Here is a 13434-nt window from a genome sequence, read left to right on the forward strand (position 1 = left end):
TGGGCCCACCATGATCCGCGACCCACGGCACGACGCCGGCCGTGCGCACCTCGAAGGAGCCACCATGACCGAACCCCTTGTGCAGATCACGGGTGTTCGAGAGCTCGCCCACGACCTGGTGGTCATCCCCGACCGGCGCGTGCAACTCGTCCCGAACATCGGCCTCATCGGCGGGCGGCATTCCGTTCTCGTCGTCGAGACGGGGTTGGGGCCCCGCAACGCCGAAACCGTGCTGAAGTTCGCGACCGAGTACGCCCGAGGCCGCAAGCTGTACCTGACCACGACGCACTTCCACCCCGAGCACGCCTTCGGCGCGCGGGTCTTCGCCGGCGAGGCGACCTTCCTGCTCAACCGCGATCAGGCCGACGACCTGAAGGTGAAGGGGCCCGGCTACCTCGAGATGTTCAAGGGTCTCGGCGAGGCGGTCGCGCGCGAGCTCGAAGGCGTCGAGCTCGCCCGGCCGGACCTCGTCTACGACCGGGAGTACGACCTGGACCTGGGCGGGCGGGTGGTCCGGCTGCGCGCCGTGGGCCGGGCGCACAGCCGGGGCGACCAGGTGGTCCGGGTGCCGGACGCGGACGTGCTGTTCGCGGGGGACCTCGTGGAAGCCGCCCAGTTCGCCATCTTCCCGTGGTTCCCGCCGCATGACACCGACGTCTCGGGCACCCGCTGGCTCGCGGTGATGCAGCGCCTGGCCGAGGAGGGCACGCGGACGGTCGTGCCCGGCCACGGCGACGTCGGTGACGCGCGACTGCTCGCCGACGTACGCGACTACCTCCGGCTGCTGCGCGACGAGACGTGGGCGCGCCGCGACTCGGCGATGAGCGAGGAGACGATCGTCGAGGAGATCTCGGCGTTGATGATCGAACGGCACCCGGACTGGGCCGGCCGGGAGTGGATCGAGAAGGGCGTCGGGTGCCTGTGCTCCGAGCACCCGGCATGACGACTCACGAAGCCGGCCTGGCCGTGCGTCCGTACCACCAGGTCAGGATGGCCGCGACGGTGAGCGGCCGTGGGCGGCGGACAGCGGGCTCGGCCGGCCGCCGCCTGGCCGCAGGACGCGCGCTCGGCGGCCGCCGTCGCCTTCGTCCGCACGGCCACGGCGGCCACGGCGGCCACGGCGGTCGCGGTCGCCGCCGCGGCGGGCATGCCGCAGCGGCCGGCGACCTGACCACGACGGCTGCCCGCAGTGCCGTCGAGCCTCAGAGCGGGCTGCCCTCCTGTCCCTGTCCGCCGGTCGCCACCAGCTCGCCGGCGAAGTGGCACGCGGCCAGCTGCCCACCCGGGGTCTCGGCGAGCTGCGGCTCCTGCTCGGCGCAGATCGTGCGCTCCGGACGGGCCAGCGGGCCGATGGGGCAGCGCGTACGGAACCGGCACCCCGACGGCGGGCTCTTCGGGCTGGGCAGATCGCCGGAGAGCACGATGCGTTCCCGGCCGCGCACCGTGGTGTCGGGCACCGGCGAGGACGACATGAGCGCGACCGTGTAGGGATGCTGCGGCGCCGAGTAGACCGCCTCGACCGGGCCGATCTCCACGATCTTGCCGAGGTACATGACGGCGACCCGGTCGGACAGGTGACGCACGACCGAGAGATCGTGGGCGATGAACAGGTACCCGAGGCCGAGCTCGTCGCGCAGCGACTCCAGCAGGTTGATGATCTGCGCCTGGATCGACACGTCCAGCGCCGACACCGGCTCGTCGCAGATCAACACCTGCGGTTCGACGGCCAGCGCGCGGGCGATGCCGATGCGCTGCCGCTGCCCGCCGGAGAAGGCGTGCGGATAGCGGTCCAGGTGCGACTCGTTCAGGCCGACCCGCCGGATGAGCGCGTTCGCCTCGGCGGCCCGCTCGGCGACCGGCACGCCACGCATGTCGAGCGCCTCGTCGAGCGACTGCCTGATCGTGCGGCGCGGGTTGAGCGACGCGTACGGGTCCTGGAACACGTACTGCACCGTGGCACGCAGCGCCTTGGCGCCGGCCGGCGAGAACGCGTCGACGCCCTCGGCCCCGACGCGGACCACGCCCCCGGCTGGCCGGTTGATCCCGACGACCGTCCTGGCCAGCGTCGACTTGCCGCACCCGGACTCGCCGACCAGGCCCAGCGTCTCTCCGCCGGCGACCGTCAGGCTCACCCCGTCCACGGCGTACACCGGTTCGGACCGCCCGAACAGGCTCCTGCGGCCGGAGGCGACGTCGACCCGGAGGTTCTCCACGGTCAGCAGCGGGGTCCGGGCCTGTTCGGCCCGCACGGCCGGGTCGCCGGGGACCAGCGTGAGCGGGGGGATGGGCGCGCCCTGGTGGGTCACCCAGCACGCGGCGGCGTGCCCCGCCGTGGCCAGGGGCAGCAGCTCGGGGACCTCGCCGCGGCAGCGGTCCTCGGCCAGCCGGCAGCGCGGGTGGAAGGCGCAGCCGGGCGGCAGCGCGGCGGGGTCCGGCGGGGCGCCGGGGATCGCCGGCAGCCGGTTCCCGCCCGCGGTGTCCATCCGCGGCATGGCCTTGAGCAGGTCGGCGGTGTACGGGTGCTCCTGACGCGCGAAGATCGTCTCGACCGGTCCCCGCTCCACGACCCGGCCGCCGTACATGACGACGACGTCGTCGCACATCTCCGCGACCACGCCCATGTCATGGGTGATCATGAGTACGGCGATGCCCAGCTCGTCGCGCAGCTGCCTGAGCAGGCGCAGGATCTGCGCCTGGATGGTGACGTCCAGGGCCGTGGTCGGCTCGTCGGCGATCAGCAGCGACGGCGAGCCCGCCAGCGCGATGGCGATCACGGCCCGCTGGCGCATGCCTCCGGAGAACTGGTGCGGATAGTCGTCGATCCTGCGTGCGGCGTCCGGGATCCCGACCTGCTGGAGCAGTTCGAGCGCCCGCGCGCGGGCGGCGCGCTTGCCCGTGCCGTGCACGGTGAGGGCCTCGACGATCTGGGCCCCCACGGTCAGGACGGGGTTGAGCGCCGACTGCGGGTCCTGGAACACCATCGCGATCTCGGCGCCGCGGATGCGGCGCATCTCCTCCTCGGACAGCCCGAGCAGGTCGCGGCCGCCGAAGCGGATCTCGCCGGCGGCGATCCGGCCGGGCGCGGGCACCATCCGCAGGATCGAGCGGGCGGTCACCGACTTGCCCGAGCCGGACTCGCCGACCACGCCGAGGATTTGGCCGGGTCGCAGGGTGAGGCTGACGTCGTTGACGGCGTGGACGACGCCCGCGCCGGTCGCGAACTCGGTGCGCAGCCCGCGGACCTCGAGCAGGGCGCCGGCGTCGGGCGGCGCCGGGGCCGCCGGCGCGACGCCATGGGGATGAGTGGTCATTTCCGCAGCACCGCCTTGTTGAGCGCGTTGGACAGCAGGGTGAACGCCAACGCGAGGAGCAGCAGCACCAGGCCGGGCCCGAGCACGTACGTGGGGTGCACCTCGATGTAGCGGGCACCGACATTGAGCATCGCGCCCAGCGACGGGACGGGCGGCTTGATGCCGAGACCCACGATGCTCAGGCCGGACACGATGAAGATCGCGACCACCATGTAGACGGCGGCGCCGACGACGATCGGGTCCATGATGTTCGGCAGCACGTGCCGCACCAGCACGGTGCGCTTGCGCACGCCGAGCACCTTGGCGGCCAGCACGTACTCGCGCTCCTGCTCGACCTGGAGCCCGGCCCTCGACAGCCGCCCGAACCCGGGCAGGCCGCTGATCAGCACGGCCACGAACAGCGAGAGCCAGCCCGTGCCGAGCACGAGGACGACGCTCATGCCGAGCACCAGCCCCGGGAAGCCGAGGATGATGTCGAGCGCGCGCTGCATCGCGGCGCCGAGCAACCGCGAGACCACGCCGCACAGGCCCATGAGCGTCCCGACGGCGGCGCTCACCGGCACCGCGGTCAGGATCAGGCTCAGATCCGTACGAAGGCCGTAGACCGTCCGGGCGAGGATGTCGCGGCCCAGCTCGTCGGTGCCCATCCAGTGCGCGGCCGAGGGTCCGGCCAGCGAGTCGCTGCCCTGGTGGTCGTAGCCGCCGGGGAACAGGACCGGTGCCAGCAGGGACAGCGCGACGAGGGCCAGCAGCAGCCCCGCGCCGAACGCTCCGCGCGGGGTGCGCAGCGCGGTGAGGTACTGCCGCAGCGCGCCGCCGCCGGCCCGGCGCGGCACCGCCGGCGCGGGTGCCGCGGGTGCGGTGGACGTGGTGGTCATGGTTTCACGCTCCCAACCTGACGCGGGGGTCCAGGATCGCCATGGCGATCTCCGTGAGCAGCTGCACGACCACGGCGATCAGTACCGTGCCGACGATGATCACCTGTACGACGTTGTAGTCCGCGCTCAGCACGCCCGACACCCCGAGCTGCCCGATCCCGTTCCGCGCGAAGATCATCTCGATCACGACGGCACCGGCCAGCATGTCGCCGAACCGCATGCCGATCGTGACGGCGGCGGGCCCGAGGCTGTTGCGGACGACGTGGCGCAGGGTGATCATCCTTCGCGGCACGCCCTTGGCCACGGCGAGGTCGACGTAGTCCTGCCGCCACGCGTTCTCCATCGAGGACTGGACGAGCATGGCGACGTGGCCGCCCATCGGCACCGCCATCGCCACCGCCGGCAGTATCAGGTACTGCAGGCCGATCACCGGGTCGTCCAGCACAGCGACCTCCCCGCTGATCGGCAGCAGCCGGAACACCACCCCGAACAGGACGATCAGCAGCAGACCGGCCAGGAAGGGCGGCATCGCCAGCAGCACCGTGTTGCTCGCGTCGGCGGTGAACCGGGACAGCCGGGAACGCGCCGACCCGGCGAAGATTCCGAGCCCGAGCGAGACCAGGACCAGGAGGATCGTGGCCGCGACGGTCAGCTCGACCGTGCTCTCCACCCTGCTGGCGATCAGCTCGGAGACCGGGCGGTGGAACTGCAGCGACTGGCCCAGATCCCCGGTGAGCAGCCCGCCCATCCAATGGACGTACTGCTCGACCATGGGACGGTCCAGCCCCATCTCGAGGCGGATCGCCGCGACCTGCTCCGCCGTGGCCTCCGGCCCCGCCGCGATGGCGGCCGGGTCACCGGGAGCCAGGCGGGGCAGCAGGAAGGCGATGGCGGTCGTCGCCACCAGGACGAGCAGGACCGACGGCAGCCGCCGGACCAGAAAATGGATCATCTACGGCCTCGTTCACCGGGTGAGGTAGGCGGCACGCATGGAGCGGCCGTAGCGGCTGACCAGGACGTCCCGCGCGGCGCTCGCGCGCACGACCGTGGCCGGCACGATGGCGATGGTCTGCAGGAACGCGGCGTCGAGCAGGTACTGCGAGAGCTCCTTCAGCCGCTGGGCCGTCTCGGTCTCGTCGGCGCTGTCGATCAACGCCTGCGCGCGCTCGCGGTAACCGTCGTCGTCGTAGTTCGAGGTGTTCTTGGCCGGGCGCAGGTCCGGGTATCCGTACAGCGAGAGCGCCGGCGGCATCTTGGCCACCGCGGTCCAGGTCAGGAACGCCGGGCCCAGCTTGCCGGCGGTCCGGCGCGGCTCGAATTCCGCCTGGGGCAGTTCGAGCGCCGTCGGCTGGAGGCCGACGTCCGTCAGGTTGCGGGCGACGATCTCGACCACGTTGCGCGGCACCGGCAGCGCGTGGTGGGCGATCTCGAAGCGGGCCCCGGCTGCCCCGGCGGCCTGGATCAGCTGCTTCGCGCGGTCCGGCTGGTAGGAGTAGGTGGCGGCGAGCTCCGCGGGGTAGCCGGTGGCGTCGTCGCTCCACGGCAGGCTGGTCGTCGTCCCGACCCCGCCGAAGACCTGCTGGTTGATGCGCTGGCGGTCGATGGCGTAGCCGATGGCCCGGCGCACCTCGGGCTTGTCGAAGGGCGCCTTGTTGACGTCGAAGCCCAGCGCGTACACGAGCCCGTGGTTGAGGTCGAGGTGGAACTTCTTGTCGTCCACGACCGTCTTGGCGTCCTGGATGGTGAGCCCGTTCGCCAGGTGCGCCCGGCCCGACCGCAGCGCCGCCAGCTGGGCGGTGGAGTCGCCGATGACCGTGAGCTCGATGCCGTCGAGGTAGGGCAGCCCCTGCTCCCAGTACGCGTCGTTACGCGTCATCTTGATCTCCGTGCCGGCCTTGTAGCCGGACCAGAGGAACGGTCCCGTGCCGATGACCTTCGACCCGTCCGCGATCCCCTTGTAGCTCTCGCGGTCGATGATCGGCGTCGAGTCGAGGATGTCCAGCACCACTTCCTGGAGCGGCCGCGGCGAGGTGATCGTGACCTCGTGCTGACCGGTGGCGCTCGCCTTCCAGCCCTTCATCGCGCCGGTGAGCGTGGCCAGGCCGTCGCCGGCCAGCTCGCGTTCGATGGTGAACACGACGTCGTCCGCGGTGAATTCGCGGCCGCTGTGGAACTTGACGCCCTCGCGCAGCGACAGCACCAACGTCCGGTTGTCGTCCCGCAGCTCCCACTTCGTCGCCAGCAGGGGCTGCGGCTTGTTGTCCTGGTCGAGCAGGACCAGCGTCTCCAGAACGTTGCGGTTCCAGAAGATGTTGCCGGGGCGGCCGGTGAAATAGGCCGCGGGGTCCGGCGCCGCGGCGACCGTGGCGACCATGGTCCCGCCGCGGGCCGGGCCGCCGGCCGTGGCGGCTGTCTTGCTCTCGTTCACCGCGGAGCGGCAGCCGGTCAGGCCGGCCGCGCCGAGGGCGGCCAGGCCGCCGAGGAGCGTCCGGCGCGACAGGGCCGACGCGCCGGGGATGGAATCGACATGGCGATTGCTGGGGTACATCGCTGCACCACCTCACTTACTTTCTCTCGGGCCGGGGGGAGACCCGGTTGATCACTCCTCGTGCACTTTGATCGAGGTCGTGCCACGGATGTCCGCGCAGGAGAATCCGATGGCGACTTCGAACGTTCCAGGCTCGACCGCCCAGTCGTGCCGTGCCGCGTCCCAGTGCCGGAGGGCCTGCGGCGGCAGCGGGATCTCGGCGGTTCGGGTCTCGCCGGGCTCACCTCGTACGACGGCGAACCCGGCCAGCCAGCGGGCGGGGCGGTCGACGCCCGATCCGGGCCGTGCCAGGTAGACCTGCAGCACCTGCTTGCCCGGCCGCGGACCGGTGTTGCGTACGGAGACCCGCACGGTCGCGTCCGGTCCGCCGTCGCCGTCGACGCCGCTGTCGACGCTGACGACCTCCCAGGACGTGTAGCCGACGCCGTGCCCGAACGGGTACGCGGGCTCGACCCCGGCGCGCAGCCACGCGCGGTAGCCGACGTGCAGCCCTTCGCCGTACGCCAGCCGGCCGCCGGCGGGCGCCGTGTCGAGGACCGGCACGTCCTCGCCATGGGCCGGCCACGTCATCGGCAACCTGCCGCCGGGCTCGGCGTGGCCGAGGAGCACGTCCGCGAGCGCGGCGCCGGACTCCTGGCCGCCGAACCACGTCACGAGCACCGCCGCGACGTCATCGCGCCACGGCAGCAGCACGGGCGCGCCCGCGTTGACCACGACGACGGTGTTAGGGTTCTCCGCGGCGACCGCCTGTACCAGGTCGTCCTGCCCGTCGGGCAGCGACAGGTCCGCCCGGTCGAAGCCTTCGCTCTCGGTCTGCGAGCTGGTGCCGACCACGACGATCGCGACGTCCGCGGCCCTGGCCCGCTCGCGGGCCACGGCCAGCTCCTCCGCCGGGGTCCGCCGCGGCGGCCGGGAGCGGATCGAGACGGCGCAGCCGCTCCTCGGCATCCGCTGCCGCAGCAGCACATCGACCGGCCTGCCCGCGTCGAGTGGCACGTCGAACGTGCGCACGGGCGGCGTGAGGATCTCCGCGCCCGGGCCCTCGTGCGTCGGCCGCACGTCGTCGTCGAGCAGCGTCCGGCCGTCGACCGCGAACACGATCCGGCCGGCCCCGCTGAGGCCGAGCTGCCACGTGCCCGAGACGTCGGGGACGATCCGGGTGGTCAGCTCGACGGTGGTGGCCCCCGCGGGCACGTCGGCGCCGAGCCGTACGAGGGCGGCGTTGCGGCGGTCCTCGCGCGCGACCTCGGCGCCCGTGTCGTCGAGCCAGCGGATCAGCACGGGCGAGCCGAGCATCCCGGGCGGCACCGTGGCGGGGTCGCCCTCGAGGTAGCTGCCCGCCGTGTAGGTCAGCTGCACGCCAGGGGGCAGGGCGGCTTCGAGCCCGTCCAGCGGGGACACGACCTGGGTCGGCCGCACTTCGGCGCTGCCGCCGCCCTGGATGCGCGGGCTGCCGGCCAACTCGCCGAACACCGCGACGCGGCGCAGTCGCTCCGGCGCGAGCGGCAGCAGGTCGCCGGAGTTGCGCAGCAGCACGGTTCCGTCCACGGCGGCCGCGCGCAGCTCGCGGCGCGCGTCGACGGTCACCGGCGTGCGGCTCACCGGCACCGACTCCAGGGCGCCGAGCCGGGCGGCGAGCCGCAGGAGGTTCTTCACCTTCGCGTCCACCGCGGCCTCGCTGACCAGGCCGTCGGTGACGGCCTGCACCAGCGCCGGGCCCCACGGTCCGCCGGGGCCCGGCATGATGAGGTCGAGGCCCGCCGAGGCGGCGGCGGCCACCGAGCGGGTGGCGTACCAGTCGGACATGACGAGCCCGTCGAAGCCCCACCGCGTGCGCAGCGGGCTGTCGAGCAGGTCGTGCTCGGTCATCGGGGTCCCGTTGACGGCGTTGTACGACGCCATGACCAGCCACGGCTGTGCATTGCGGACGATGTGCTCGAACGGGGCGAGATACACCTCGCGCAGCGTGCGCTCGTCGAGGCGGATGTCGACGGTGGCGCGTTCGGTCTCCGAGTCGTTGGCGACGTAGTGCTTCACGGTCGCCGCCACGCCGTGCCGCTGGAGCGTTCCGACCAGGGCGGCGGCCAGCCGGCCGGTCAGGACCGGGTCCTCGGACCACCACTCGAAATGCCGGCCGGCGAGCGGGCTGCGCTGAAGGTTCGCCGTGGGGGCCAGCACCACGTCGACGTCCTTGCGGGTGGCCTCCGCGGCGAGCACGCGCCCGGCCGCGGCGGCGCGGTCGACGTCCCAGCTCGCCGCGATCCCGGTCGGGCAGGGCAGGCACGCGGACGGGGAGCCGTTGTCCCACGCCGGGCCGCGCACGCCGGCGGGCCCGTCCGACACGGTGATCTCGCGCAGTCCGACGGCCGGCTCCGCGTAGGTGCGCCAGTGGGACGCGCCGGTCAGCAGCCGTACTTTTCGCGGAAGGTCGAGCTTGCCGACCAGGGCGTCGAGGTGCTCCTCGAGTCCGCCGTTCACCGGTCCTCCTTGATGACGAGTCGTTCGAGATAGGCGGCCATGCGTCCGGGGAGGTCCATGGTGGGATCGAGCAGCCACTGGATCTGGAGCCCGTCCATCACGGCGATCATCTCGGCCGCCAGGACGTGCGGGTCGAGCGTGGCGGGCAACCGGCGCAGGTCCTGGTCCCGGCGGACGCGCTCGGCCACGCGCTCACGGACCCGGGCGTAGCGGCGCAGGAAGAACTCGCGCGCCGGGTGGCCCGGCTCGATGCTCTCCGCGGACTCCACGGCGTACAGGCGCATCGCCGTCGGGTCCTCGACGTTGTGGCGGCACAGCGAGATCAGCGCGTCCGCGACGGACAACTCCTGGAACATCGCGTCCATGTGATCCCGGCTGTCCTCGTCACGCCGTTCGAGGGCCGCGAGCAGCAGCTCTTCCTTGTTCTTGAAGTGGTGGATCAGGCCGGGCTGGGAGATGCCGACCCGGGCCGCGATGTCGGCGAGCGAAACACCGCGGTAACCGCTGTCGCCGAACATCTCGGTGGCGACCCTCAGGATCTCCTCCCGCCGCACGCCTGGCGGCCTGCGGTTACGCACCGACGGTGCCACTCCTGACAAGAGTTTTCTCCTTGTTTCTCGCGGTTTCGGCAGACCTTACCGAGTACTCGGTAAGGTACGCTACCCCCCAATTAAGTAACGGGAGGATGACCATGACGTACCGCCCGAATTTCCTGGTGGTGGTCGCGGATCAACTGAGGGCCGACGCCGTGGGCGCCTTCGGGAACTCGTCCGCGCGCACTCCGAACCTCGACCGCCTCGCCGCGGCGGGCACCGCTTTCACCAACGCGTACGCGCAGCACCCGGTGTGCTCGCCCAGCCGCGCGTCGTTCCTGTCGGGCTGGTATCCGCACACGGCCGGGCACCGGACGTTCGGGACGCCGCTGCGCGCCGACGAGCCGAACTTCCTGCGCACGCTCAAGGAGAACGGCTACCACGTGGCCTGGGTCGGGGACCGCGGCGACACCTTCGGCCCCGGCGCCACCGAGCTCGGCGTCCACGAGCACGGTTTCGGCCACCGGCCGACCAGCGGGCGGTGGGCCGGGGGCGCCCGGACGGCCACCGAGCTCCCGGCGATGGCGTCCGAGGTCGATCAGGACCTGTGGGACCGCCTCTACTACCAGGGCCGGGTGGTCGACGAGAGCGACGTCGACTTCGACGAGGCCGCCGTGCGCACCGCGGAGGAGTGGCTCGCCGATCCGCCGGAGGAGCCGTGGGTGCTGTTCGCGCCGCTGGTCGCGCCACACTGCCCGTTCCGCGCCCCCGAGCCGTGGTTCTCCCTGCACAGTCGCGACTCCGTGGGCGAACCCGTGTCGGGCAGCGGCCCGGAACCCGCGTACCTGCAGGGGATCCGCGACTACTACGGCACCGACCGGGCGACGCCGGAGGTGTGGCGGGAGGTCCGGGCCACCTACCAGGGCATGGTCTCGCGGCTCGACGCGCACGTCGGGCGCCTGCTCGACGGCGTGCGCGGGGCGGGCGCGGCCGACCGTACCGTGACGGTGTTCTTCTCCGACCACGGCGAGTACGTCGGCGACTTCGGCGTGGTCGAGAAGTGGCCGTCGGCGCTGCACAGCTGCATCACCCGCGACCCGCTGATCATCAGCGGCGGCGGGCTGCCGGCGCACGGCTCGGTCGATGCCATGGTGGAGCTGATCGACGTCTTCCCGACCGTGCTCGATCTCGCCGAAGTGCGCGCGGAGCATCACCACTTCGGCCGCAGCCTGCTCCCGGTGCTGCGCGACCCCGCCGGGGGACACCGCGAGTACGCGTTCAGCGAGGGCGGTTTCCTCGTCGAGGAGGAGCCGAAGTTCGAGCGCAGCGGCTTTCCGTACGACCGAAAGACGGCGCTGCAGCACGAGCGGCCGATGACCGTGGGCAAGGCCGCCGCCGTCCGGGACAGCCGCTGGACGTACGTGTGGCGCCTGTACGAGCCCGCCGAGCTCTACGACCGTTCGGCCGACCCGCACGAGGCGCACAACCTCGCCGGGCGTCCCGACCTCGCCGAGGTCGAGGCCCGGCTGTCCGGCGCGCTGCTGCGCTGGCTGGTGGAGACCGCGGACACCTTGCCGGAGCAGGCGGACACCCGGATGCCCCACGTCGCCCTCCCCGCTCCGGGCGCGCGGGCCGCATCCGATGCCGGTGTCTCCGGCGGGAACGCGAGATGAGAGGAACACCGTTGCTCGACAGCAAGGCCCCGACGCCGTCGCACCCCGGCGCCCACGAGGGGGGCCAGCCGAACCACCGGATGCCGGGCGTTCGTCCGGGCGTCGGGGCATGAGCGGGCGGGGATTCGGGCCGGACAGCCTGCTCGCCGACATCCTGGACCACGCCGAGGCCCGCGGCGTCATCCAGCGCACGCTGCCCGGCGTCGTGAACTCGCCCCTGCTCCTCCAACTGCGCCGGCGCCCCCTCGGCAAGATCACGGCCGCCGGCCCGTACGCCCGGCTCACCCCCGAACAGCTCGACGACCTGTGGCGCGAGCTCGCCGCGCTCGACGCCGGCGACCCGGGCGTGCGCCCCGATCCGCCGGCGATCACACCGGATCCCCGCTACGAGCCGGCCGGCACACCGCGCGGCTCGGCCGGCGTGGTCTCCGCCCCCGCCTCGGGCGAAGTATGGAGGACCTGGGAGCTCGCCCTCGCCGGACCGAGCCACGGCAACCCGTTCGTCGACGTCGAGTTGCGCGCCCACGCGACCGCTCCCGACGGGTCGACCCGCCGCCTCGGCGGCTTCTACGACGGCGACGGCATCTGGCGCGTCCGGCTGCTGCCCGACCAGGCCGGACGCTGGGTCGTCACGACGGAGGCGACCACGCCGTCCCTCGACGGCGTCACCGTCGAGCTCACGGCGTCGGCCGGTGCCGGTCGAGGGCCGGTCCGGGTGGCCGACGGGTACCACTTCGCGTACGCGGACGGGACGCGCCATCTGCCGCTCGGCACGACCGCGTACGCCTGGACCCACCAGAGCGAAGCGCTGCAGGAACAGACCTTGCGCACGCTCGCCGAATCGCCGTTCACCAAGATCCGGATGGGGGTCTTCCCGAAGTCGTATCTCTTCAACGCCAACGAGCCGCCGCTCCACCCGTTCGAGCCGGACGGCGACGGCGGCTGGGACCACACCCGCTTCAACCCCGCCTACTTCCGCGCTTTCGAGCGCCGGATCGCGGATCTCGCCGCGATCGGCGTCGAGGCCGATGTCATCCTGTTCCACGCCTACGACCGCTGGGGCTTCTCGGACATGGGCACCGCCGCGGACGACCGCTACGTCCGGTACGTGGTGCGGCGGTTGTCGGCATCGCCGAACGTCTGGTGGTCGCTCGCGAACGAGTACGACCTGCTGTTCTCGAAGACCGTCGACGACTGGGAACGGCTGGCCGCGATCGTCGTCGAAGAGGACCCGGTCGGGCACCTGCTCTCGATCCACAACTGCTTCGGCTTCTACGACTACGGCCGGCCGTGGATCACGCACGCGAGCGTGCAGCGCATCGACGTGTACCGCACCGCCGAGAACACCGACCAGTGGCGCGCACAGTGGGGCAAACCCGTCGTCATCGACGAATGCGCCTACGAAGGCGACATCGACCAGGGGTGGGGCAACATCACCGGCGAGGAGATGACCCGGCGGTTCTGGGAGGGCGCGGTGCGCGGCGGCTACGTCGGGCACGGGGAGACGTACCTGAACGACCGCGAAGAGCTGTGGTGGTCGAAGGGCGGCGAGCTCGTCGGCTCGAGTCCGGATCGGATCGCCTTTCTCAGACGGATCATCGAGGAGTCACCGACCGGCGCGCTCGACCCGCTGCCGAGCGACTGGGACACCCCCTGGGGCGGCGTGGCGTCGCGTTACCTGATCGCCTACTTCGGCTTCAACCGGCCGTCGTATCGCGACGTCACGATGGAGCCCGGCACGGTCTGGACGATCGACGTGATCGACACGTGGAACATGACCGTCGAAAGACTGTCCGGCACCTACTCGGGCAGCTTCCGAGTCCCCTTGCCGGCACGCCAATACATGGCGATCCGCTGCATCGCCACCGAAGCGCCGCAAGCGGCGGGACCGCCGCGCACTGGGGAGGTGACCGACGGGCCGCAGCGGTGAACGCAGCCCGGCGTCCCGGCCGACTCGGCTGACTCGTACCGACGGCCACTGCCACGCGACGGCCCTCATCACGCGGACGGGAT

Annotated in this window: 10 protein-coding genes; 4 read left to right on the forward strand and 6 right to left on the reverse strand. The window is 72.3% G+C overall.

Annotation, left to right across the window (positions count from 1 at the left end; translation table 11 throughout):
- The first annotated feature begins 64 nt into the window (after positions 1-64).
- The gene (locus ABZS69_RS36155; protein ID WP_355379938.1) at positions 65-943 is read left to right on the forward strand and encodes an MBL fold metallo-hydrolase; all 879 of its coding nucleotides are present in this window, start codon (positions 65-67) and stop codon (positions 941-943) included.
- A 69-nt stretch (positions 944-1012) separates the two neighbouring features.
- Positions 1013-1171, forward strand: coding sequence for a hypothetical protein (locus ABZS69_RS36160; protein ID WP_355379940.1), 159 nt, complete (start codon positions 1013-1015; stop codon positions 1169-1171).
- 31 nt (positions 1172-1202) lie between these two features.
- Here the strand turns inward: ABZS69_RS36160 and ABZS69_RS36165 are convergent, their stop codons facing one another.
- Genes ABZS69_RS36165 through ABZS69_RS36190 form a run of 6 tightly spaced genes read right to left on the reverse strand, consistent with a single transcriptional unit; the run spans position 1203 to position 9805 of the window.
- Entirely contained in the window at positions 1203-3311 is a 2109-nt protein-coding gene (locus ABZS69_RS36165) for an ABC transporter ATP-binding protein (protein WP_355379942.1), read from the reverse strand.
- Positions 3308-4189 (reverse strand): ABC transporter permease, encoded by an 882-nt coding sequence (locus ABZS69_RS36170; protein WP_355379944.1) that lies wholly within the window; start codon positions 4187-4189, stop codon positions 3308-3310. The genes ABZS69_RS36165 and ABZS69_RS36170 overlap by 4 nt, the downstream gene beginning before the upstream one ends.
- A 4-nt stretch (positions 4190-4193) precedes the next feature.
- The gene (locus tag ABZS69_RS36175) at positions 4194-5141 is read right to left on the reverse strand and encodes an ABC transporter permease (RefSeq protein ID WP_355379946.1); all 948 of its coding nucleotides are present in this window, start codon (positions 5139-5141) and stop codon (positions 4194-4196) included.
- 12 nt (positions 5142-5153) lie between these two features.
- Positions 5154-6737, reverse strand: coding sequence for an ABC transporter substrate-binding protein (locus tag ABZS69_RS36180; RefSeq protein WP_355379948.1), 1584 nt, complete (start codon positions 6735-6737; stop codon positions 5154-5156).
- Positions 6738-6788: 51 nt separating this feature from the next.
- Complete coding sequence (locus tag ABZS69_RS36185; protein ID WP_355379950.1) at positions 6789-9215, reverse strand: glycoside hydrolase family 3 C-terminal domain-containing protein; 2427 nt, start codon at positions 9213-9215, stop codon at positions 6789-6791.
- A complete protein-coding gene (locus ABZS69_RS36190; protein WP_355380009.1) occupies positions 9212-9805 on the reverse strand; it encodes a helix-turn-helix domain-containing protein in 594 nt (197 codons plus the stop codon). The genes ABZS69_RS36185 and ABZS69_RS36190 overlap by 4 nt, the downstream gene beginning before the upstream one ends.
- A gap of 101 nt (positions 9806-9906) precedes the next feature.
- Between ABZS69_RS36190 and ABZS69_RS36195 the strand changes: the two genes are divergently transcribed.
- Positions 9907-11421 carry a sulfatase-like hydrolase/transferase gene (locus ABZS69_RS36195; RefSeq protein WP_355379952.1) on the forward strand — a complete coding sequence of 505 codons (1515 nt, stop codon included), beginning with the start codon at positions 9907-9909 and terminating at the stop codon, positions 11419-11421.
- 109 nt (positions 11422-11530) lie between these two features.
- On the forward strand, positions 11531-13351 hold the full coding sequence (locus ABZS69_RS36200; RefSeq protein WP_355379954.1) for a DUF5605 domain-containing protein: 1821 nt from the start codon (positions 11531-11533) through the stop codon (positions 13349-13351).
- Positions 13352-13434 lie beyond the last annotated feature (83 nt).

It is taken from the genome of Nonomuraea sp. NPDC005650 (genome assembly GCF_040605375.1).
In the GTDB taxonomy this organism is placed as follows: domain Bacteria; phylum Actinomycetota; class Actinomycetes; order Streptosporangiales; family Streptosporangiaceae; genus Nonomuraea.